Origin of the sequence: Erythrobacter westpacificensis, assembly GCF_039542285.1 — a bacterium.
Classification (GTDB): Bacteria; Pseudomonadota; Alphaproteobacteria; order Sphingomonadales; family Sphingomonadaceae; genus Alteraurantiacibacter; species Alteraurantiacibacter westpacificensis.
The window spans coordinates 619908-641343 of the sequence record NZ_BAABHV010000009.1; the positions used below are offsets into that span (position 1 = coordinate 619908).

The following is a 21436-nucleotide window of genomic DNA, read 5'->3' on the forward strand; positions in this document are numbered from 1 at the left end:
GGCAGCATGGACTACCGCACAACTGCCCGGATTGGGAAGTCACGGTGCTCGATTCCTCCGCCTCTCGCCTCGATCCGATGGGATCGATCCGCCCGGAACGGAATGCAAAACCGAGCATGGCGGGCGCGTCCGGACTCTCCGCTTACCGGAATGCCCTTCGCGCCCGCCCCATTCTCGCCTGTCTGCTGGCGAGGAGTCTTATGAAAGCAGCATCAGAACTCCGCCGAGACCTGCAGATACCAGCTCTGCGGGCGAGCGTAGATTTTCTCCGCGTAGCCCAGCGTACCCAGCGAGGCGTTGCCCTGTATCAGGTATTCCTTGTCGAACAGGTTGATGATGCCGGCCTGCACCGAGAAGCGTTCGTCGATCTCCAACTGAATGGATGCGTTCGCCACGAAGTAACCTTCCTGCTCGATCTCCGGGACGCTGCCGGTGATGAAAACGACGTCCGAAGTGTAGGAGCCGTCGAACTGCGGAGTGAGGACGTAGCGATTACCGATCTCGATGTCGTAGCCGATCGCCAGGTTGCCCTGGAAGGAAGGCGTGAGCGGCAATTCGTCTCCGGGCTGGACCGTGGCCGTTGCCCCGGGGACTTCGGTGATCGAGAGGATCTCGTCGTCGAGAATGCTCATGCCTGCATCGATGAACAGGCCGGTGTCGAACGGCCGATAGCTGGCCTCGGCCTCGAAACCACGAATGCGTGCTTCACCGGCGTTGAACAGCAGCGGCACCACGCCCTGACGGAAGACGAGCTGGATATTGCCGTAGTCCGCCTGGAAAGCAGCCAGGTTCAGGCGGAAGTCACCCGCCTCGATCTTTGCGCCGACTTCATAGCTGTCGACCGTTTCTTCGTCGAACGGAACCGGCTCGAACCCAGGAGGCGGCGCATTGTAGCGCGTGTTGAAACCGCCGGATTTGAAACTGCGGGAGTAGGACAGATAGGTGTTGAGCCACGGCGCGACTTCGTAGGAAACACTGGCAGAGCCGGTCAGCGCGCTGAAAGTTTCCCGGTTGGGTGTGGGGTAGATGAACAACGGCCCGCCGTCGGGTATTGCTGTATCGGGCAGCGGATCGGGATCGGGCAGCGTGGCGGGGAACAGGTTCAGCACCGTCCCCTGGAAGGTCTTGCGATCTTCGGTGTAACGCAGGCCGCCGCTCACCTCGAGGGCGTCCGTGATCTCGTAGGATGCCTCGCCGAATATCGCCCAGGAGCGGGTTTCCAGCTGGGACACCTGCAGGTCGCGCGAACCCGGTCCGCCAGCGAGGATGGAGCCGATTACCGGCGGTGACGGGGGGAAGGACAGTGGAACCGTGGCGCGTTCGTTCGTGTCCTCGTCGAAGTAGTAGACCCCGAGGATGCCATTGAGCGGCCCGCCATCGTACTGCACCTGCAGTTCCTGGCTGAACTGTTCGGATTTGCTTCCCACGTCTGTCGTGATCAGCAGGAACGGCGTGTTGTCCGCATCGCGAATGCCGCGGGATTCGGTGGAGCGGTAGGCCGTGATGCTCTTGAGCAGCACGTTGTCCGAGACATCCAGCGTAGCCGTGCCCGAAATGCCCCAGACCTCGGACGTGCTCAGAACGTCGGCAGTACCTCCGTTGACGAAGTTACCGCGGTCCTGGAAATCGTTGGCGCAGCGCGCGTCGTCGATCAGCGGGACATTCGGCGCACCGAAGCGCGGGTCGCCCGGTTGCAGCGGCGCAAAGGGTATCGTCGCTCCCGGACAGCCCGCCGCCACGCTGACGATGGCCGCCACCGGCGCGTTTTCGTTGATACCGGCGAAGACGAACGGAGCGCCGTTCTCGTCGCGCTTGGTATAGTCAGCGCGCAACTGGAGTTCGAAGTCGGCCGTGGGTTCGAAACGCAGCGCGCCGTTGACCGTCACGCTGTCGTCATTGCCGAGGTCGAGACCGTCGAATTCCCTGATCACATAACCATCACGCTTGCGGAAACCGCCGGAAACGCGCGCAGCGACCGTCTCGGAAATCGGCAGGTTGAACGCGGCAAATCCCTCGAAAAGGTCGTATTCGCCCACGCGGAAACGGCCGCGAGCCGACAGTTCGTCGAACTCGGGCTCGCGGGTCTGGACCAGGATCGCGCCACCGATGGTGTTGCGCCCGAACAGCGTCCCCTGCGGACCGCGTAGCACTTCCACGCTCTGGATATCGCCGAAGTCGATCGTGCCGCCCACCGCGCGGCCGACATAGACCTCATCGATGTAAATGCCGACTCCCGGATCGACCGCAGCTGTCGGGTCAAGCTGTCCGACACCGCGGATGAAAACCACCGAGGAAGCGCTGTTGCCCGACAATTGCCCGGCCGGCTTGAACTGCAGGCTGGGCGTAATGCGCTCGAGATCGGATGTCTGCTGGATCTGGCGATCCTGCAATGTCTCGGCGGAGAAAGCGGAAATCGCGACCGGCGTCTCCTGGAGCGATTCCTCGCGACGGCGAGCGGTCACGACGATGACCGAATCCGGTGCCGGGGCCGCGCCAGCCTGCTCTTCATCGCCAATCGCGTCACCGTTCTGCGTGCCCTGCGCCATCGCCGGTACAGCAAGACCTGTCGCCGCAGCAGATAGAGCCAGCAAGGCTGCGCCCGACAGGAAATTCACCTTCGACCAAGTAACCATCATATCGTCCTCTCGCAGCGATTGAATCTGTTGCTCAATTCTTGATGCCGTGAATTGCAAGCAAGTATGATTATCGTCAATAACTACTTTTGCCTGTAGGCAGGCCAAGGTGCTTGCAAAGCCAGTAGCCGGCGGTGAAAACGCTATCAGTGAAGAGGGGAGAGTGACCTTGGCGACACAGTCCGACGCGAAAATCGCGCTTTTCGATCGAACCTTCGATTACGGCCAGCTTCCCAGCCTGATCGGCTTTCACCTGCGCCGCGCCAGCCTTCTCGACTTCAGCACCTTTCCCGAGGAAATCGGCGATCGTTCGATCACGCCCCTGCGCTATTCCGTGCTCGAAGTAGTCGGAGCCAACCCCGGTTTGCGCCAAATGCAACTCGCCGCCGTCCTTGGCCTCAGCAAGCCCGCCGCCACCCTGGCGATCGATTTCTGGGAAGCGCGAAATTGCCTGAGCAGGCGCAGGCTGCCGGAAGACGGGCGGGCACGCGGCGTCCACCTGACCGAGGAGGGGGAAGGCACGCTGATCGAACTGCGAAAGCAGGTTGCAAGGCATGACCGGGCGCTGACAGCGTCGCTTTCCGACGACGAGCGCCGAACGCTCCAGATCGTTCTTCGCAAGATCATCGAAGGTGGTGACGCCAACTGAATGATAGAAATTCGGACGGGAGCGTACGAGCCGGACCGAAGAACCGCTTGCCGCCTTTCCCGCGCATCTCAGCAAAGACACGCCCCATTCTGCGGTCGCCTGAAGCGCGATCACTCGCCAGATTGTCGACAATATTGTTGAATAGTTTTCACTTGTTTTCCGCGAGCCAATCGAGCGATGCGGACCGCAAATTGGCCCGCCTGCATGACGAGGCCTTTCGGGAGGAGGAAACTATGCGTAGCAATATCAAGACGAAATGCGGGACCTTGCTCGGCAGCGGCTCCCTGGTCGCCCTGTGCCTACCAGTGGCCGCGATGGCGCAGGATGCCGGGGCCGGGATCGAGGAAGACGCGCCGCCAGCCATTATCGTCACCGGCAGCCGCATTCGCGGTATCGAGCCGACCGGCTCGCCCGTGATCGGACTGGGGCGCGAGGACATCGAGGCAAGCTCGGCCTCGACCACGACCGAACTGCTTTCGGAACTGCCGCAGGTGTTCAACTTCGGCGCGACCGATGCGTCGTTCACTTCGGCAAACAACCAGAACGCCAACCGCACCTTCGGCACCGGTATCAACCTGCGCGGCCTGGGGACCGAATCCACGCTGACTCTGCTCGATGGACGCCGCCTTCCCGCGGCGGGCACGCAGAGCCAGTTCTTCGACCCTTCCGTCATCCCGACCATGGCTATCGCGCGGCTGGAAGTTCTGGCCGATGGCAGTTCCGGCATCTACGGTTCCGACGCCGTGGGCGGCGTGGTGAACATCCTGCTGCGCAAGAACTTCGACGGGGCCGAAGCAATGGGCCGCGTCAAGTTCGCCGACGGTTTCGAGGAATATCAGGCGGGCCTCGTGCTCGGCAAGACCTGGGGCACAGGCTCCATCATGGTGGCAGGTGAATACAACGACCGCGGCATCCTGTTTGCGGCGGACCGGGATTTCTACACCGACGATCTGCGCCCCTTCGGCGGGCCGGACCTTCGCTCCGCCAACGCAGCGCCGGGCAACATCACGGTAGGCGGCGTGACCTATGCCATTCCCACGGGGGATGGCGAAAACCTGACGGCGGGCGATTTCACCGCAGGCACTCGCAACCTGCAAAGCGCCTATCTCGGCGCGGGCGCCCTGCCGGCGCAGGAACGCTACAGCGCGGCCGCCACGTTCGAACAGGAAATCACGCAGAGCATCGAGTTCTACGCGCAGGGTTTCTATGCAGAACGTGACGGTACGCTGGCCGCCAGTGCCCTTGCTGCGCAATTCGACGTGCCGACCAGCAACCCGTTCTATGTCAATCCGGGTGCGCCGGGCGAACGCGTGACGGTATCGTACTCCTTCGTCAACGAACTGGGCTTCGAACGAAACCCTTCGTCGCAGCAGGCCTATCACATCACGGGCGGATTGAATGCGCAGCTCGGCGCCGACTGGTCGGGCAATGTCTTCTACGCCTACGGCCACGACAAGGAGCGGTCGTTCGACCGTCGGATCGACAATGCCGCGCTGACTGCAGCCCTGGCCGATCCCGACCCGGCGACGGCCTTCAACCCGTTCAGCTCCACCGGCAACAACAACCCCGCCACCATCGCAGCCATCGCCGGTGGCAGCTTCCGGGTGGATACCAACTACGGCATCCACGAGTACGGCGTGTCGGTTGACGGGCCGGTAACCAGCCTTCCCGCGGGCGAAATCCGCCTTGCCCTGGGCGCCTCGCGGCAGGAGATCAATTTCCAGGATCTCGCCCCGTTCCAGAGCGATTTCGACCGCAAGATCAATTCGGTCTTCGGCGAAGTGTTCGTGCCGATCATCGGCGGTGAAGGCCCCGAACTGAACCTGTCGGCAGCCGTGCGCTATGACGATTACAACGACGTGGGCGACACGCTGAATCCGAAATTCGGCGTTACCTTCCGCCCGGTGGAATCGCTGACCCTGCGCGGCAGTTACGGCACCTCGTTCCGTGCGCCGACGCTGTCGGATACGGGCCTGCCGTTCAACCAGTACACGCAGTTCGTGGATGGCAGCAATGTGCTGCGCAACGTCCTGTTCCTGCGCGGTGGCAACCCCGACCTGCAGCCGGAAGAAGCAACGACGTGGTCGCTGGGTGCCGACTGGCAGCCCGATACCGTGCCCGGTCTCAGCCTGTCGGTCACATACTACAACGTCGATTACACCAACCGCATCGCCACGCCGGGCAACGATCGCCTGGCGCTGCAGAAGCCCGAACTGGCGACCATCGTCACGCTGGACCCGCCCATCGATCTGGTGAACGAGATCGTTGCGGGAGGCTTGTTCAGTGCCCCGCCCGCCGCACCTGAGGACGTTTACGCCATCGTCGACGGGCGCAAGGTGAACCTGGGTGCTAACAAGACCGACGGGCTCGAATTCATCGGCAGCTACGAAGGCTTCACCGACTGGGGTTCATGGCGCGTGGGCGTGAACGCCACCAAGATCCTGTCGTTCGATCGCACGATCATTTCCGGCACGCCGCTGCGCGATGTGCTGGATACGATCAACAACCCCGCGTCCTTCGTTGCGCGTGCCTACGCCGGGGCGGAAGTTGGGGGCCTGTCGGGTACCGTGTTCGTCAATCACTACGGCAGCTACGACAACGATTCCGTGACGCCGATCCAGGACGTGCCCGCGCACACCGAGTTCGACCTGGCGCTGCGTTACACGCTGGAGCAGCCGTTCGCCTTTGCCGAAAACATAACCCTCTCGCTCGACGTGCAGGACATCTTCGATAACGATCCGCCTTACGTGCAGAATGGCAATCTCGCCTTCGATCCCAATGCGCACAGCCCGATCGGACGCACGATCGCGGTGGGCCTGCGCGCCGGGTTCTGAACCAGGTAACGGCCGGCAAGCCTCCCTTGCCGGCCGTTATCTTTCGTACTGGAGAGAGTTATGAGAAACGCCTCATTGCAAAGCGCGGCAGTTGCTTTCGCCATCCTGCTTGCAAGCTGCGCGCCTGTCGGCGAGACGCAAGTTGCGACCGATCAGGCGTCAGCGCGCGGGGCATCTGCGGTCGCCTTCGACGCCGCGCCGGACACATCGGGCAGCGGCCCCTTCCCCGCGATACGTGACGTTCGGGCCAACCTTCCCGATCACCTTGTTTACCGGCCGGATGACCTTGGTGCGGTGGCCGACGGCCAACTGGGCGTGGTACTGTGGGGCAATGGCGGATGCTCTGCCGATGCGGCCTCCGCCCGGTTTCACCTGCTGGAAATCGCCTCGCACGGCTACGTCGCCATTGCGCCCGGCAAGGCCTACAGCGGTCCTGGCGCTTTGCCCGAGCCACCGCGCGAGGCTCCGCCCACCGAGGGCGCTTTCCCGCCGGTACAGACCATGCCCGCCGACCTGCTGGCGGGCCTCGACTGGATCTTGGCCGAGAATGAGCGTGCCGGAGGTCCTTTCTACGGCCGCGTCGATCCCGCCAAGGTGGCAGTCGCCGGGCACAGCTGCGGCGGCCTCCAGGCGATCAGCGTCGCCGCCGATCCGCGCATCGCCACGAGCATCGTGCACAACAGCGGCGTGCTCGACCCCGAGGCTTTCAATCCCATCACCGGGTTCTCCGTAGCCAAGGAAGAGCTACGCAACATGCATTCCCCGGTCCTCTATATCCTGGGCGGCAAGAGCGACGTCGCCTATCCCAACGGCATGGACGATTTCGCGCGCATCGACCACGTGCCGGTCGCCGTCGCGAACCTCGACGTTGGCCACGGCGGCACATTCCGGGAGCCGAACGGTGGCCGGGTCGGCACGGTCGCGGCGCAGTGGCTCGAATGGCAACTTCGCGGTGACGAGGCCGCTGCGCGCTGGTTCACTGGCGAGGACTGCCGCCTGTGCGACGATGCGGAGTGGACTTACGAAGCGAAGGGCTTCTGACGTGAACTTGCGCAAAGCCATCCTGCACTCACTCTGCGCGGCTTGTCTCGCCTTCCTGCCGTCCTGCGCGGCATTGGCGCAGCAGCACACGTTGAACTTGTACGATGGCCCCGCTCCCGGTTCGCAGGACTGGACGCAGCCGCTAGTGGTGCATCCAACCGATGGCGGGGAAGATCGATACAACACCACCCAGCCGCGCTTGCAGGTCTTTCTGCCGGAGCCTGATGAGGCGGGTGGTGCGGCCATTATCATGCTACCCGGAGGCGGGCTGCGCGTGCTGGGCATGGGCGGCGACATGCATGAGACGATTGCGCTGCTGAACGAGCAAGGCGTGGCCGTGATCGTGCTGGAATACCGCACGCTGCAACGCACGCCGGAGGAGATCGTCCGCGCGACCGCGCCGCGTCCCCCGGCATCCGGTCCCATCGAATTCCCATCAATGGAAATCCGCAATGCCAACGCCAATCCCTCGCCTGACGACCCGGTGTTGAGTGAAGTCCTTCGCCTCGCCACGGCTGACGGGCAGGCAGCGCTTCGCCTCGTGCGCAGCCGCGCGGCCGAATGGGGCATCGACCCCGACCGTGTGGGCATGTTCGGCACGTCCGCAGGCGGCGGTGTCGCCTTCGGGACGATGATGGCGGGCGAGGACGGGGCAACGCCCGATTTCATCGTCTCCAATTTCGGACCTGCGCTTCAGGATATTGCCGTGCCCGAGGACGCGCCCCCGCTGTTCCTGATAACCGAATCCTGGCACGGCCCCGTGACCGACGGGCTCGTCGCGCTGTTCCAGATGTGGATTGCCGAGCGCGAGAATGCCGAACTGCACGTCTACGACGTTCCCAATTTCACGATGACGCCGGACTTGTGGGGAGACCGCCTGCTGGAGTGGATGCGGGAGCGCGAGTTGCTGGAAACCGCGCCCGAATGACTGCTAAGCTTCGTAAGAGTACAGGATCATGAGCCGGCATTCCCTTCATCGTATCTCGGCCGCCCTGCTGGTCGGCGCATCGCTGACCTTCGGCGTCGCTGCCTTCAGCCAGGGTGCCGAAGAGTCCGGCAGCCAGTGGTGGGGGCCGGGAGAGGAGTTCGTTATCGGCGAAACTCTGGAATTCCCCAACGATTACGGCCGCCTTCGCCTGGTCAATACGGGCGAGCCCATCAACACGACAGGGCATCCCTTCTTCGAACCGCTGGGTGAGAACGGACGCGCCTGCGTCACCTGTCACCAGCCGTCCGATGCGATGAGCCTTTCGGTAAAGACGATCCGCGCGCAGTGGGTGGCGACCGACGGCACCGACCCGCTGTTCGCAGCGATCGACGGCTCCAACTGCCCCAGCCTGCCGCAGGGTGAGGAAGCCTCCCACTCGCTGCTGCTGGAGAAGGGCCTTTTCCGCATCCCGCGCCCCTGGCCGCCGCGCGCTGCGGACGGCTCAGTGATCGAACCCGAATTCGAACTTGAGGTTATCAGCGACCCCACGGGCTGCAACCTCGATCCCCAATGGGGCATGTTCAGCGACGAGCCCGCTATTTCGGTCTTCCGCCGACCGCGTCCGGTGGCGAACATGAAATACCTGCTCACGCTGCCCAACGGCGTGACCCCGCACGAATATTTCATGTACAACGACAAGAGCCTGCTGCCGACCGACCCGGAAACCGGCGAGTTCGTGTCGGTGCAATTGATGTCGGACGGCAGGTTGCCAACCCTGCGCGGACAGGCGGGCGATGCCAGTTCCACCCATCTGGAAATGATCGCCGAACTGACCGAGGAAGATCTGCGCCAGATCGAGGAGTTCGAGCGGTCGATTTACGTTGCGCAAGGGTTCAGCAACCAGGCAGGCGAACTCGGCGGTCCCGGCGCGCCGCCGGGCCTTGGCCCCGAAGCCATGCGCGACGGCCCGCCCGGCGAACTCGGTAACAATCCGGTGAACCGCGTGTTCGGCACCTTCGCCATGTGGTTGCACCAGCGCGGCGAAGACGAGGAGCTGACCCCGCAGGAAGAATTCCAGGCCTCCGTCGCGCGGGGCGCGAATGTCTTCTTCGACAAGCGCTTCTTCATTCGGGACGTCGGCGTTTACAACGACAAGGGACTGGGCAATCCGTTCAAGCGCAGCTGCGCGTCGGGCTGTCACAATACCGTGCTGGCCGGCATGGACCTGGCACCCGGTTTCATGGACCTGGGGCTGAACAACTGGCCGTGGAACCGGCGCGAGGACCTTCCGCTGTTCAAGGCAACCTGCCACGACGATGCAGTGCCACAGTCGTATCTGGGCAGGGTCATCTACACCCACGATCCGGGCCGCGCCCTGGTCACGGGCAGGTGTAGCGACATAGGTGCCAGCATGACTCAGCAGATGCGCGGTCTTGCCGCCCGTGCGCCCTATTTCATGGGCGGGGAAGCCGATACCCTGCGCGAGATGGTCGACTTCTACGATCGTCGCTTCAACATCCGCTATACCGAGCAGGAAAAGCAGGATCTGGTCAACTTCATGAGTGTGCTGTGAAAATGCGTTTCACAAATCTCGCGCCCGTCCTTGCGTTCGGTGCGATCGCCAGCGGTGTGCCGGCTTCGGCGCAGGAGCACCTCAACTTCATCGCCTGCCCCGTGGCGCAGGACACGGGGGAGCGCAGCGACGTGTGCTTTTTCGTGCGGCACGAGGGTATCCGCTATGGCGTGTCGAGCCCACCGGACTGGGGCAACCCGCAGCTTGGCCACAAGCTGCTGGTGGAAGGTGTAGTGAGCGACGACGAGCAGGAATGCGGCGGGGTGAAAATCGAGGGGAGAGCCTCGGTCATGCCGGAACTATCCCCCGAGTGCGACGAGATCGCGCCCGCCACGCCCGAAATCCTGGCACTGGAACTGGGGCGGCGGCCTGACATCACAGAGGCGCAGCGGGCGATGATCCTCGCCAATCCATCCGCTTCCCTCCAGATCGTGCGTCTTCCGGCCTTGCCCGTGCCCGAAGTGGCGTTGGGCCGAACGGAAACGATATATTTCCCGTTCGAACGCGACCGCGCCTCCAGCCCCGACGCCATGGTGATGCTGGAACTCGCCCGCCTTGCCGGAGCCACGCCGGGCGCTGCTGTTTCGATCCGTGCCTATCGGGGCGCGACCCTGCTCGATACCGGCGAGATTCTCGCGGAGCGCGAGGACATGGCGCGCCAGAGGGGAGAGAAGATCGCTGACATCCTGGCCGGGCTGGGCGCACCGGCGAATGCAATCACACTGGAAATTTTCGATGCGGCATCGGAACCGGACGGCCATGCCGACTGGCAGGGTCGGCGAGTTGAACTGCGCGTATCACAGCCTAGCGCGGGGCAGGCAAAAGCCCCTCGACGCGGCGGCTCCTGAACTTCCATCTTTCGCTCACCCGTATCAGTTCATCGTCATAACGCGCCATCAACGCGATTTCGGGCAGGCCGTCTTCCCCCGGCACGATGTAGAAAGACATGCTGCTGGCGCGTGCACTGTCACCGTCGATCGCGATGACCTCGTTGAAGAATACGTGGAAATTGGGCTCTGCAAATCCCAGCGCATTGGCTTCGAACACGGATCGCATTGACTCCGCGATCGCTTCCGGCCCCACGCTCGTGACCGGTCCGCTGCCGTACTCGCCGTCCTCGGCGAAAAGTGCGCCGAAAGCTTCGAAATCGCGTTCGTCGATGGTCCTGCCATAGGCGCGCAGCAATTCCTCTATCGCGGCCCTGTCGCGCAATTCCTGTAACTCGCTCGGTGCCTGCTGCGCCTGGGCGGGAGCGGCAGCAGGCATGGCAACCATCAGGCACGCCAGCAAGCCGGCTCGCCAATTCATCCCAGTCATAACGTCTTCCCTCTTACCCTGCCTCGCTAGTGCGGCCCGCCAGACGGTGCGCTCGATGTTACATCGCCGGCGCCTCCGCCCACGCCGTCTTCTCCCCAGTCCTCGTTGGCGCGGGCAATGAGATAGGCGTAGATGTCCTCGACCTCTTCTTCGCTCAGGATGTCGGCAAAGCTGGCCATGCCCTTCTCGAGGAAGATGCCGCCGAGCACGATATCCTTGAACTGGGCGTGGGTCTCGGCATCCATGTGCCGAAGGTCGGCTACCCCGCCTACGGCGTTCCGACCGTGGCAGGTGGCGCAGGTCTGGGCGTAGAGCTGCGCACCCCGACCGACCTCGGCTTCCGTCGCCGTGAGCCTTGGCGGGGACGGTATCGGCTCCTGCACGGCGAGGGGCGGAAGTTCGACATCGCCGCCGAGTTTGAAGACGACCAGCCGCGCGGTCGCACGCGCACGGTCTATACCCATGGACCGTTCGACGCCTGCCGCCCCGCCTCCCCAGCCGGCATTGACGGCGACGTACTGCTCACCGTCCAGCTCATAGGTGATCGGGCCGGCAACGGGTGAGCTCTGGATGGGAAAGGACCATAGCTGACCGCCCGTGCGGGCATCGAAAGCTGCGAAGGTCTGGTGGGTAGTGCCTTCGAACACCAGGTCCGACGCGGTGATCATCACGCCGCCGTTCCCATGACGCGGCAATTCGTTGCGCCAGGCGATGCGCTGCCGCACCGGGTCGTAGGCTACCAGCCAGGCCTTCTCGTCCGCGTTGGCCTGCTCCATCAGCTGCTGGCGTGTCTCCAGCGCCTCGCCCGAATAGCCACCCCAGCCCGCGTTCGAGCGAAACGGCGCTGGTTCGAAATCGGGATCGAGCGCATAGACCATGCCCGACTGATAGGCCGGGAAATAGGCCAGTTTCGTGCGTGGACTGTAGCCCATGGGGAACCAGTTGTGCGCTCCGCCCGGCCCCGGATAGACCAGCACCGGATCGGTGCCGTAATGCGTTTCGGGGTTGATGACGGGGCGGCCCGTTGCAGGGTCGATGCCGCTCGCCCAGTTAACCTTCACATATGTCTCGGCACTGATAACTTCGCCCGTCGCGCGGTCCAGCACGTAGAAGAATCCGTTCTTGGGCGCCTGCATGATGACCTTGCGCATCTCGCCCTCGATCTCGAGATCGGCGCTGACGATCGAACTGGTGCAGGTGTAGTCCCAGTCCTCCTCCGGCACCATCTGGTAGTGCCAGGCATAACTGCCGTCCGACGCGTTGAGCGCGACGATCGAGCAGATGAAGAGGTTGTCCCCTTCGCTGTTGCTGCGATGCTGCCAGGCCAGCGGCGAACCGTTGCCGGTGCCGATATAGACGAGGTCGAGATCAGGATCGTATGCGATCGAATCCCAGGCATTCGCCCCGCCGCCAAGCTCGGTCCACATGCCATCGTCCGACCATGTTTCGCGGACCATCGGCATGACGGGATCGGAGGCGGCACCATCCGGTTCGCCCGTGGGGTTCGGCGTGAGGTAGAACTTCCACAGCTCCTCGCCGGTATCGACGTCCAGAGCGATGGCGAAGCCGCGCACGCCCAGGTCGCCGCCGGACTGGCCGACGACCACTTTCCCGTCGAACACGCGTGGTGCTCCTGTGATGGTATAGGGCATCTCGTGATCGAAGGTCTGCGTGGACCAGATCGGCGCGCCCGTAGCGCGGTCGAGGGCCATCACCCGCCCGTCCAGCGTGGCGATGATAACTTTGTCTTCCCAGAGAGCGAGGCCGCGCGAAACGGGTTCGCAGCAGGCGTAGCGGCCCATTTCCCGGGGAACCTCCGGGTCGAAGGTCCACAATCTTTCGCCCGTACGCGCATCGTAGGCGATGGTGATGTTCCAGGCGAGGATGTTGTAGAGCACGCCGTCGGCGTAGAGGGGCGTCGCCTCGATGCCGCGATAGGTGTCGTAATCGTCGTACCATGCGATGCCGAGTAGATCGACGTTGCCGGCGTTGATCTGCGTCAGCGGGCTATAGCGCTGCGCCGCATAGGTGCGCCCGTCGCTGAGCCAGACACCGGCATCGTCGCTGTGGCTGGCGAGCCAGTCGCCCTCGCTTTCCACGACTGCGGTTGCGCAGGCAGCGAGGGCAAGCAGACCGAACAGCGCCGCCAGGAGCCGGGTCGGGGATTTCAGGTTCGATTTCGCAAGCAAGCGGTCAGTCCTCCGGGGGCTGGGCAATCGGCTGATCCCCGTGAACGGTGCGGCCGGTCCGCAGCGCGGCTTCCTGCTCCGCCGTGCCTGGCGGGCGGAAGTAGGCGCCTACCTCGCCCCGGTCCGGCCGGAAAACGGAACCCGTCACTGGATGGGGATAGTGAAAGGGGATGATGTAGTATGCAGGATAGGTCAGGTAGACGACCGACGGCGGCAGGTCCGGCGGGGGGCCGAACTTGTCCGGCCAGGTGTTGTTGAGCGCGAATTCGCCCCAGCCATCCCAGTTGGTGTACATCGTGAAAGGCCCGGTCAGGCGGGCGATCTTCCAGACGCCGTCTTCCTTCACGAACTCGTTTTCGTAAAGCGGCAGCCCCCAACTCTCGTTCGCCATTACGTAGGCACGGCTTCGGATCCAGCCGCGCGTGCCGTCTTGCGAGATGTCGACGATGGGCTGGAACTGCATGTGGTTGATGAGCACGCCCGGCGCGATACCGTCGGGACGGAAGGACTGCTGCATGTACTCCAGCACGCGGTCCTGGCCGACGAAGATACCCTTCCCGCCGATCTCCAGCGTGGCATCTTCGGCAAACAGCTCCGCCAGCGGCGTCCACTGCGCCTTGTCGACGAAGTAGCCATAGGCGTTCTGCAGCCGCTCGATATCGTTCATCCCCTCGAGCCGGTCGATCCGCTCCCCCAGATCGTCCAGCCGCTCCTGCGCTGTCTGGGCGGCAGCAGCGGTGGTGAACATCAGCGCTGCAGCCCCCAGCGCGGCGTGGACGAGGCATGTCGCTAGGCGCACGCGCTCAATCCCTCGGCGGTTCTGCAATGGGTTGCGTGCCGTTCACCGTTCGCCCGACCCGCATGGATTCTTCCTGAGCTGCGGTACCCGGCGGGCGGTGGTAGGCGCCGACTTCGCCCGTGGCCGGTATGAACGCTTCCCCCGTCACGGGATTGGGGTAGTGGAAGGGGATGATGTAATAGGCCGGGTAGGTCAGGTAGACGACCGAAGGCGGCAGGTCCGGCGGCGGGTCGAACTTGTCTGGCCAGGTGTTGTTGAGCGCGTATTCGCCCCAGCCATCCCAGTTCGTGTACATCGTGAAAGGCCCGGTCAGCCGGCTGATGCGCCACTTGCCGTCCTCGCCCTTCTCGTATTCGTTTTCGTAAAGCGGCAGGCCCCAGCCCACGCTCATCACGTAGGCGCGCGCGCGCATCCAGCCGGTCTGCCCGTCCTCCGAAATGTCGGGGATGGGCTGGAACTGCATATGATTGGCCAGCAGCCCTTCCCTCGTCCCGTCCGGGCCGAATGCGGTCTGCATGTATTCCAGCACGCGGTCGCGCCCGACGAAGATGCCCTTGCCGCCGATTTCCAGCGTCGCATCCTCGGTGAACAGGTCGGCCAGCGGGGTCCACTGGCTCTTGTCGACGAAATAGCCATAGGCGCGCTGCACCCGCTCGATCTCGTTGAGATCCTCCAGCCGCGTGATCCGCTGGTCGAGCGCGTCGAGCCTTTCGGCAGCGGACTGGGCCGTGGCCGGAGCCGAGCAGACTGCCAGTGTCGCGGCCGAGGCAGCGAGAAGCAGGGCGCGCATCACTCGCCTCCCTCAATGTGGCCGGTGAAGGGAATCTCCTCGCGTCCGGTCACGTCATCACCTGCCATGGGCAGGTCGGTCAGCGGTTCGCCCGTTACCGGGTGATCGAAGCTGAACGGCGGAATGTAGGCACCGGGGAAAGAACGATAGACTTCCGTCGGCTGCTCGTCCGGCGGGTACAGGGCGCTGACCCCGCGCATCGGGATGGAACCCTGCGGCCAGGGACGGTCATAGTCGGTCTTCGCCGTCAGGTAGAAATGCAACTTGTCGAACTTCCAGACCCCGTCTTCCTTGACGTAGTCGTTCTCGTAGATCCCGACAGCCCACTGCCCGTTGGCATTCGGTTCCGCCAGCATGACGGGGCCCTGCCAGCGCCCCGTGGCCGTGCGGCCGTCCTCCGCCACGTAGATGATGTTCTGCAGCATCATGTGGTTGTTGAGATAACCGGGGGCCAGGCCCTGGGGGCCGAGCATGTGCATCGCCCGCTCGATACGGTCCGGGCCGACATAGACGCCGGTCTGCTCGTATTCGAACTCGCCGTCGTCGGCAAAAAGCGAAGCGGCCTCGTCCCACAGGCCCTTGTCGAAATAGTAGCCGAAAGTGGCCGTGAGGTTCTCGATCTCCGCCTGGTCCTCCAGTCGTTCGACGCGCTCGCGGTATTCGGCAACGCGTTGCTCGAGCGACTGCGAAGCGGCGGGAAGTGGCAGGGCCAGCGGCGACAGCACGGCAGCGAAAAGCAGGCCCTTGCGCAAGAGTGCAGGCGTTCTCATCGCATGTCTCCTTCCACCGCACGGCCGGTCACGGGGTTGGGTGCCTGGAAGGTCGGTATCTGCACGGCCGGGAACGGCTCGTAGTTCACTGTGGAACCTCGATCGGGCGGGAAATCGATCGATGTCTGGCTGCGCGCCAGTCCCTCGCCGGGCTGGAGGCGCGCCCATCCGTCTTCGAACGGAGCAACGAAATTGACGAACAGGTGGAGCGACCGGATCTTCCAGACCCCGTCCTCTTTCACGTAGGTGTTCTCATACACGCCGTCGCGCCATTCGGCGTGTTCGTTGTACTGGCCCAGCATGCCCTGATCGCGCCAGCGGGCCGTGGCGCTCTCGCCGTCTTCCGCCACCAAGATCGCGGGTTGCAGGGTAATCCACTCGTTGAGCTGTCCGTAGATGAGACCTTCCTGGCCGCCATGCAGCCGGCGCAAGTACTCCTCGATCCTGTCCGGGCCGACATAGACCCCGTCGAGACCGATCTCGATCGAGCCATCCTCGGCGAACAGGTCTGCCGCCTGACGCCAGAGGCCCCGGTCGACATAGAAGCCGAATGCGCGCTGGAGCTTTTTCACGGCCCGGCCACCCTCCAGCCGTTCGACGCGCTGGGTCAATTCCGCGATCTCCCGATCGAGCGCGCCTTGCGCGAATGCCGGCTGCGGCATCAGCGCCAGGCATGCGGCGAGCATCACAAGTCTTTTCATAGTCCCTCCGGAAGAGTGAAGGCGCGGATGTAGAAATCCCCCGGATCCTGCCCCTGTAACGCAGGATCGATCAGGTATCCGATCTTGCCTTCGGTAACGTAGCCGATGGACCCGACACGCGTTACGCCGGGCGAGGAATCGAGGCCGGTTGCAACGGGAGTGACCGTGGCACGATCCCCCTCCACGGGGAGCTGTCAGTCTAACGCGAACCGCTCTCCGGTTGGCAAAGCACGCCCTACCCGCGGCTCTCCTCACGCCATGAGGGTTTGCCACTCGGCCAGTGCGGCCGAGCGGCGGGTCTTGTAGGTCTGGCGGTCGATGAGGTGACGTTCGAGATTGAAGTGGTTGTGGACGTTGGCGTGAACCGAGGCGAACTTCTGTAAGCTCTTCATCTGCCGGAACCGCAGCATTGCCCGCTCTCGTCGTCGAAACGGCAGGTGACTGTTCTCGGCCCGGTTGTTGGCCCAGCGGCCGATCTCCTGCCTGTGGGCATTGCCCAGCTCGTCCATCGCAGCCTTGTATGAGCGCAAACCGTCAGTGGTGATCTCCGCAGGAGATCCGTGGCGCCTCAGCGCCTTCTTCATAAAGCTCAGTGCTGCCTTCTTGTCACGGGTCTTGGTGACGTAGCTTTCAAGAACTTCGCCCTCCTGGTCGACCGCGCGCCAGAGGTAATGCATCTCGCCGTTGATCTTCACGTAGACCTCGTCGAGGTGCCACTTCCATTGGCGGAAGCCTCTCATCCGGCTCACCCGCTGCCTCCTGATGTCGGCTGCAAACAGCGGTCCGAACCTGTTCCACCAATGCCGCACGGTCTCGTGGCAGATGTCGATGCCGCGCTCGGCCAGCAGATCTTCGACATTGCGCAGGCTCAGCGGAAATCGGACATACATCATCACCACAAGCCGAATGACCTCTGGCGATGAGTTGAAGTAGCGAAACGGGCTGGCTGGTTTCCTGGGTCTGGGCATCGCACTGCCGTACCCTCGCCGCCTCAGCCGTCAATCAGGTGCATTTGCTCTGACAGTGCCGTGCCGACGCTTGCCCAGCGGGTCGTGAAGAGCCTAGCCGATCAGATTGGTGCACTGCAGGTCCAGTTGGCGGCTCTTGAGAAGGAACTGCTCGCTTGGCACCGATCGAACGAGCTGTCCCAGCGCCTGGCAACCATTCCGGGTGTCGGTGTAATCTCGGCGAGCGCGCTTGCCGCTTCAGTCGTCGAGCCCGAACGCTTCCGCTCGGGTCGGCAGTTCGCAGCATCGCTCGGGCTCACGCCACTTCAGAACTGTTCGGGCGGCAAGGAGCGGATGGGTCGGATCTCGCGCATGGGAGACCGTTATCTGCGCAGGCTGCTGGTAATCGGTATGACCTCGCTGATCCGCCGGGCAAGAGCGAGACCGGACTCGGTCGATCCGCGCATCGCCGCTATGCTCGAACGCAAGCCGGCGCGCGTTGTCACGGTCGCCGCTGCAAACCGCACTGCGCGCGTGGCCTGGGCTATCATGACGCGTGGCGGAACCTATCAAGCACCCGCGCGAGCGGCTGCCGCATGAACAGATAGAACGAAGGAAACAGACTTCACGAGGTTGTGAGGACGATGAGAGATGATGGCGCACCGGTCAGACCGGGAGCCGGGACACCCCGCTGAATGTCCAAGGCATCGAAGCCTGCAAAGCAGAGTGGGACCCAGCTCGCGGATACCATCATGGCCAGCGGTCAAATGTTCGACCGCACAAACAGGCCGGACAGAAGACTGCACCCGACCAAAACGCCAGACCCTCAAATCACCACTTGCAACGCGGGAGCCATCCACAGAGGACATACATCATGACTACAAGCCGGATCACCTCCGGCGACGAGTTGAAATAGCGAAACGGGCTGGCCGGCTTCCTGAGTCTGGGCATCGCACTGCCCTACCCTCACAGCCTCAGCCGTCAATCAGGTGCATTTGCTCTGACAGGGCCGGTTCAGGCCATCTCAGAGTCCGTTCAACCATGCGTTTATTGCGAGCATTTGCTCGACGCTCATTCCTAAGTCCGTCGATTCCTGAACTGCTTGATAGAACTCTTCCATCTCTTCTTCACTTAGTTTCTTGTCGAAGCGTAGTACGCAAGCGCCTCCATCCTGCCAAACGATTTCGCCGAAGGCTGTCACACTCCCGACCTTCAGCTTGGCAAATCGCCCCACCTTAGGCAGTTCGGCGCCTTTTACGCATACTCCTCCCGCTGAGGCGTTTACTAGAGCCACGGAGAGCTTTGCCGCTGGAGTCTCCAAGACCGCTGAAAGCCTAGCTGGAGACCTATTTCCAGACCGCTTCTCGCCAGATTGAACAGGAGGACGTGCTAATCCTTTACGACCGAAGCCGGCCATTCAATGCTGCTCCTTCAGTTAGAGATATGCCTGCAGCGTTTGAGGTACCGCTCGATGGTAGCAACGTAAATAGGGAGCTATGGTTTCTTTACCTATGCGGCGACTGAGGTGGTCCCGGAATTTCGGACAGGGTGCTAAGCTAATCCCGACCTGAGGAATGGACGGGAAATGAAGAAGACGAGGAAGCGCTACAGCGCGGAGTTCAAGGCAAAGGTGGCGCTGGAAGCGATCCGGGGTGACCTGACGCTGGCGGAGCTGGCAGCGAAGCATGGCATCCACCACACGATGATCGCGGCCTGGAAGCGGCAGGCAGTTGAGGGAATGGCGGGGACATTCTCCGGGGCAGGCGATGCAGCCAAGGTGGCCAGCGAGGCCGAGGTGGAGAAACTGCACGCGAAGATCGGCCAGCTGGTCGTGGAGCGGGATTTTTTAGCCAAAGCCTCCGGTCGATGAGCGTGGCACGGAGGCGATCGATGATCGAACCTGCTCACCACCGCCTGTCGATCGCGGCACAATGCCGCCTGCTCTCGATCAGTCGTTCGTCCTATTACTACGCGCCGGTCCCGGAGACCGAGGAGACGCTGGCGCTGATGCGGGTGATCGACGCGGCGTTCCTCGACATGCCGTGGTATGGCAGTCGCCAGATGGTTCGGCACCTGCGCCGGGAGGGCCACGAGGTCGGTCGCCGCCGTGTGCGGCGGCTGATGGCGAAGATGGGCTTGTCGCCGATTTACCAGCGGCCGCGCACGAGCGATCCGCACCCTCAGCACCGTGTCTATCCCTATCTGCTGCGCAAGCTGGCGATCGACCGGCCCAACCATGTCTGGTGCGCAGATGTGACCTACATCCCGATGCGGCGGGGCTTCTTGTATCTGGTTGCGGTGATGGACTGGGCAACCCGCAAGGTGCTGGCCTGGCGGCTGTCGAACACGATGGATGCCGGCTTCTGCGTGGCGGCTCTGGAGGAAGCGCTGGCGCGCTTCGGTCGTCCTGAAATCTTTAATACCGATCAGGGCAGCCAGTTTACCAGCTTCGCGTTCACCAGCGTGCTGCGCGATGCTGAGGTCCGGATCAGCATGGATGGTCGGGGCCGGTGGATGGACAACGTCTTCATCGAGCGCCTCTGACGCTCCCTGAAATACGAATGCGTCTATCTCCACGCCTTCGAGACCGGCTCGGAGCTGCGCGCTGGCCTTCGGCGCTGGATCACCTATTACAACACGCAGCGACCGCACTCGGGTCTGGCCGGGCGAACCCCGGCAGAGGTCTACGGGCGGATCAGCGAACCAGATCATGGGGGGCATGCCCCCCATGATCTGATGACCAAACTGGCGGCATAATCACATCCGGGATTAGCTTAACTTCGCCGCCAACCTGTCCAAGAAGGCGGGACCACCTCAGACCTCTTCCCAAAGTGCTGATCTCTCGGAACGGTGCTGTCATCTGTGGATGGCCCCTGCGCTGCAAGGGTAAAATTGATTTGATGTTGTGATCTGTCAGGGTGCGGTCATCTGTCCGGCCTGTTTATGCGGTGCGTGATGACCGCTGGCCCTGATGGTGTCCGCAGGCCGGGTCCCACTCAGTCTAGCGAGCACGAAGCTCCGACAGCACCTCGGGTTGTCCCGGCCATTGCGGCCGCTTTTCAGATCGTCATCATCAACTCAATGCAGCACCCCTACAGTTCGACGCGGGCTACGCTTTGCGCGCCGCGATTATTCTCAAATGGTGGCCGGGGAACGATAATTCTCTCCGCGCGCCAGCACAGCCCAGATAATCCGGGCGGTCTTGTTGGCCATGGCTACGGTGACGAGCCGGGCAGGTTTACGTTCAAGAAGGCTGCGGATCCAACTGGCGGTCGGAGCGTCGCTGGTCCTTGCCCGCCGCACCACGGATGTCGCTCCGACCACAAGCAACTTCCTGAGGTAACGATCTCCCATCTTCGAGATGCGCCCAAGCTTGTCCTTGCCGCCCGACGAGTTCTGTCGTGGCACCAGCCCCAGCGATGCGGCGAACTCGCGGCCCGAGCGGAATTGGGCAGGATTAACCACCGAAGCCGCTAGTGCGGTGGCGCTTATGACACCAACACCAGGAATGGTCGCCAGCCTCTGACTGGTCTCGTCCTGCCGGTGCCAGACCAGCAGCTGTCGGCTCAGAGCCTGGATCTGATAGGCCAAGGTCTTGAACTGCTCGGTCAGAGCCATCACTACAGATCGAGCGATGTCTGGCAGCACTGAACTGTCGGCCTGTTCAACCCGCTCCATGAGCTCGCGCGCAGCGCGAACGCCTTGTGCTGTGACCAGACCGAACTCGGCGCAATGACCGCGGATGGCATTGATAAGCATGGTGCGCTGACGGACCAGCAATTCGCGCGAGCGGTGCAAGGCAAGGACTGCCTGTCGCTCCGCGCTCTTGACCGGCACGAAGCGCATGGTCGGACGGCGTACCGCCTCGCAGATCGCTTCGGCATCGGCAGCATCGTTCTTTTGGCGCCGGAGATAGGCCTTCACGTAAGCTGGTGGCATGAGCCGGACCAAGTGCCCCAGCGCCGCAATCTCACGCGCCCAGTAATGCGCTGTTGCGCAAGCCTCCATACCGATGAGGCAGGCAGGAACCTTCGCCAGCGTATCGAGAAGTGCCGAACGCCGCAGCTTCTTGCGCCAGACAACATTGCCATTGGCATCAACAGCGTGAAGCTGGAAAACAGGCTTGGCCAGATCAAGGCCGATCGTGGTAATCTCCATGGTGGATGGTCCTTTGCTTGGGTTGCGTCGACAACAGCCCACAGTACGACTCACCAGTCGTCAGTCACAGGGGCCATCCACCCCATCACTCTAATCGCAACTCGTCT

Annotated in this window: 17 protein-coding genes and 3 pseudogenes; 8 read left to right on the plus strand and 12 right to left on the minus strand. The window is 63.1% G+C overall.

Annotated elements, in window-relative coordinates:
• Window positions 1-212 precede the first annotated feature (212 nt).
• Window positions 213-2636 (minus strand): TonB-dependent receptor, encoded by a 2424-nt coding sequence (locus ABFX23_RS07725; RefSeq protein WP_346032507.1) that lies wholly within the window; start codon window positions 2634-2636, stop codon window positions 213-215.
• Between the two features lie 166 nt (window positions 2637-2802).
• Between ABFX23_RS07725 and ABFX23_RS07730 the strand changes: the two genes are divergently transcribed.
• The 6 genes from ABFX23_RS07730 to ABFX23_RS07755 all read left to right on the plus strand — a co-directional run bounded on the left by ABFX23_RS07730 (window position 2803) and on the right by ABFX23_RS07755 (window position 10506).
• A complete protein-coding gene (locus ABFX23_RS07730) occupies window positions 2803-3282 on the plus strand; it encodes a MarR family winged helix-turn-helix transcriptional regulator (RefSeq protein WP_346032508.1) in 480 nt (159 codons plus the stop codon).
• Window positions 3283-3515: 233 nt separating this feature from the next.
• Window positions 3516-6116, plus strand: a complete 2601-nt coding sequence (locus ABFX23_RS07735) for a TonB-dependent receptor plug domain-containing protein (protein ID WP_346032509.1) — start codon at window positions 3516-3518, stop codon at window positions 6114-6116.
• 60 nt (window positions 6117-6176) lie between these two features.
• Window positions 6177-7157 carry an alpha/beta hydrolase gene (locus tag ABFX23_RS07740; protein WP_346032510.1) on the plus strand — a complete coding sequence of 327 codons (981 nt, stop codon included), beginning with the start codon at window positions 6177-6179 and terminating at the stop codon, window positions 7155-7157.
• A 1-nt stretch (window position 7158) separates the two neighbouring features.
• The gene (locus tag ABFX23_RS07745; protein WP_346032511.1) at window positions 7159-8085 is read left to right on the plus strand and encodes an alpha/beta hydrolase; all 927 of its coding nucleotides are present in this window, start codon (window positions 7159-7161) and stop codon (window positions 8083-8085) included.
• A gap of 28 nt (window positions 8086-8113) precedes the next feature.
• Window positions 8114-9658 carry a hypothetical protein gene (locus ABFX23_RS07750; protein ID WP_346032512.1) on the plus strand — a complete coding sequence of 515 codons (1545 nt, stop codon included), beginning with the start codon at window positions 8114-8116 and terminating at the stop codon, window positions 9656-9658.
• Between the two features lie 2 nt (window positions 9659-9660).
• Window positions 9661-10506, plus strand: coding sequence for an OmpA family protein (locus tag ABFX23_RS07755; RefSeq protein WP_346032513.1), 846 nt, complete (start codon window positions 9661-9663; stop codon window positions 10504-10506).
• Here ABFX23_RS07755 and ABFX23_RS07760 read toward each other — a convergent pair.
• The 8 genes from ABFX23_RS07760 to ABFX23_RS07795 all read right to left on the minus strand — a co-directional run bounded on the left by ABFX23_RS07760 (window position 10463) and on the right by ABFX23_RS07795 (window position 17192).
• Window positions 10463-10975: a nuclear transport factor 2 family protein gene (locus ABFX23_RS07760; RefSeq protein WP_346032514.1), complete on the minus strand. Its 513-nt coding sequence runs from the start codon at window positions 10973-10975 to the stop codon at window positions 10463-10465. The two genes, ABFX23_RS07755 and ABFX23_RS07760, sit on opposite strands and share 44 nt — an antisense overlap.
• Before the next feature lie 26 nt (window positions 10976-11001).
• The gene (locus tag ABFX23_RS07765) at window positions 11002-13164 is read right to left on the minus strand and encodes a PQQ-dependent dehydrogenase, methanol/ethanol family (protein WP_346032515.1); all 2163 of its coding nucleotides are present in this window, start codon (window positions 13162-13164) and stop codon (window positions 11002-11004) included.
• Between the two features lie 4 nt (window positions 13165-13168).
• Window positions 13169-13963: a nuclear transport factor 2 family protein gene (locus ABFX23_RS07770; protein WP_346032516.1), complete on the minus strand. Its 795-nt coding sequence runs from the start codon at window positions 13961-13963 to the stop codon at window positions 13169-13171.
• A 4-nt stretch (window positions 13964-13967) separates the two neighbouring features.
• The gene (locus ABFX23_RS07775) at window positions 13968-14753 is read right to left on the minus strand and encodes a nuclear transport factor 2 family protein (protein ID WP_346032517.1); all 786 of its coding nucleotides are present in this window, start codon (window positions 14751-14753) and stop codon (window positions 13968-13970) included.
• Window positions 14753-15523, minus strand: a complete 771-nt coding sequence (locus tag ABFX23_RS07780; RefSeq protein ID WP_346032518.1) for a nuclear transport factor 2 family protein — start codon at window positions 15521-15523, stop codon at window positions 14753-14755. The genes ABFX23_RS07775 and ABFX23_RS07780 overlap by 1 nt, the downstream gene beginning before the upstream one ends.
• Entirely contained in the window at window positions 15520-16224 is a 705-nt protein-coding gene (locus ABFX23_RS07785) for a nuclear transport factor 2 family protein (RefSeq protein ID WP_346032519.1), read from the minus strand. The genes ABFX23_RS07780 and ABFX23_RS07785 overlap by 4 nt, the downstream gene beginning before the upstream one ends.
• Entirely contained in the window at window positions 16221-16409 is a 189-nt protein-coding gene (locus ABFX23_RS07790) for a hypothetical protein (protein WP_346032520.1), read from the minus strand. Before ABFX23_RS07790 ends, ABFX23_RS07785 begins: the two co-directional genes overlap by 4 nt.
• A 66-nt stretch (window positions 16410-16475) precedes the next feature.
• Entirely contained in the window at window positions 16476-17192 is a 717-nt protein-coding gene (locus tag ABFX23_RS07795) for an IS6 family transposase (protein WP_346032521.1), read from the minus strand.
• A gap of 60 nt (window positions 17193-17252) precedes the next feature.
• Here ABFX23_RS07795 and ABFX23_RS07800 point away from each other — a divergent pair.
• Window positions 17253-17771 (plus strand): annotated as a pseudogene (locus ABFX23_RS07800) (IS110 family RNA-guided transposase); the annotation flags it as partial.
• A gap of 264 nt (window positions 17772-18035) precedes the next feature.
• Here the strand turns inward: ABFX23_RS07800 and ABFX23_RS17750 are convergent.
• Window positions 18036-18122: pseudogene (locus ABFX23_RS17750) on the minus strand (IS6 family transposase); the annotation flags it as partial.
• A gap of 73 nt (window positions 18123-18195) precedes the next feature.
• A complete protein-coding gene (locus ABFX23_RS07805; RefSeq protein ID WP_346032522.1) occupies window positions 18196-18588 on the minus strand; it encodes a PilZ domain-containing protein in 393 nt (130 codons plus the stop codon).
• 168 nt (window positions 18589-18756) lie between these two features.
• Between ABFX23_RS07805 and ABFX23_RS07810 the strand changes: the two are divergent.
• Window positions 18757-19928: pseudogene (locus ABFX23_RS07810) on the plus strand (IS3 family transposase).
• A 378-nt stretch (window positions 19929-20306) separates the two neighbouring features.
• On the opposite strand, the gene ABFX23_RS07815 reads toward ABFX23_RS07810, so the two are convergent.
• Complete coding sequence (locus ABFX23_RS07815) at window positions 20307-21329, minus strand: IS110 family RNA-guided transposase (RefSeq protein ID WP_346032523.1); 1023 nt, start codon at window positions 21327-21329, stop codon at window positions 20307-20309.
• Between the last annotated feature and the right edge of the window lie 107 nt (window positions 21330-21436).

What these genes read in the sequence shown, in the direction of transcription:
- ABFX23_RS07725 (WP_346032507.1), bottom strand. Translation starts at nt 2,636, where the DNA reads ATGATGGTTACTTGGTCGAAGGTGAATTTCCTGTCGGGCGCAGCCTTG.
- ABFX23_RS07735 (WP_346032509.1), top strand. Translation starts at nt 3,516, where the DNA reads ATGCGTAGCAATATCAAGACGAAATGCGGGACCTTGCTCGGCAGCGGC.
- ABFX23_RS07740 (WP_346032510.1), top strand. Translation starts at nt 6,177, where the DNA reads ATGAGAAACGCCTCATTGCAAAGCGCGGCAGTTGCTTTCGCCATCCTG.
- ABFX23_RS07750 (WP_346032512.1), top strand. Translation starts at nt 8,114, where the DNA reads ATGAGCCGGCATTCCCTTCATCGTATCTCGGCCGCCCTGCTGGTCGGC.
- ABFX23_RS07755 (WP_346032513.1), top strand. Translation starts at nt 9,661, where the DNA reads ATGCGTTTCACAAATCTCGCGCCCGTCCTTGCGTTCGGTGCGATCGCC.
- ABFX23_RS07760 (WP_346032514.1), bottom strand. Translation starts at nt 10,975, where the DNA reads ATGACTGGGATGAATTGGCGAGCCGGCTTGCTGGCGTGCCTGATGGTT.
- ABFX23_RS07775 (WP_346032517.1), bottom strand. Translation starts at nt 14,753, where the DNA reads ATGCGCGCCCTGCTTCTCGCTGCCTCGGCCGCGACACTGGCAGTCTGC.
- ABFX23_RS07780 (WP_346032518.1), bottom strand. Translation starts at nt 15,523, where the DNA reads ATGAGAACGCCTGCACTCTTGCGCAAGGGCCTGCTTTTCGCTGCCGTG.
- ABFX23_RS07785 (WP_346032519.1), bottom strand. Translation starts at nt 16,224, where the DNA reads ATGAAAAGACTTGTGATGCTCGCCGCATGCCTGGCGCTGATGCCGCAG.
- ABFX23_RS07795 (WP_346032521.1), bottom strand. Translation starts at nt 17,192, where the DNA reads ATGCCCAGACCCAGGAAACCAGCCAGCCCGTTTCGCTACTTCAACTCA.
- ABFX23_RS07805 (WP_346032522.1), bottom strand. Translation starts at nt 18,588, where the DNA reads ATGGCCGGCTTCGGTCGTAAAGGATTAGCACGTCCTCCTGTTCAATCT.
- ABFX23_RS07815 (WP_346032523.1), bottom strand. Translation starts at nt 21,329, where the DNA reads ATGGAGATTACCACGATCGGCCTTGATCTGGCCAAGCCTGTTTTCCAG.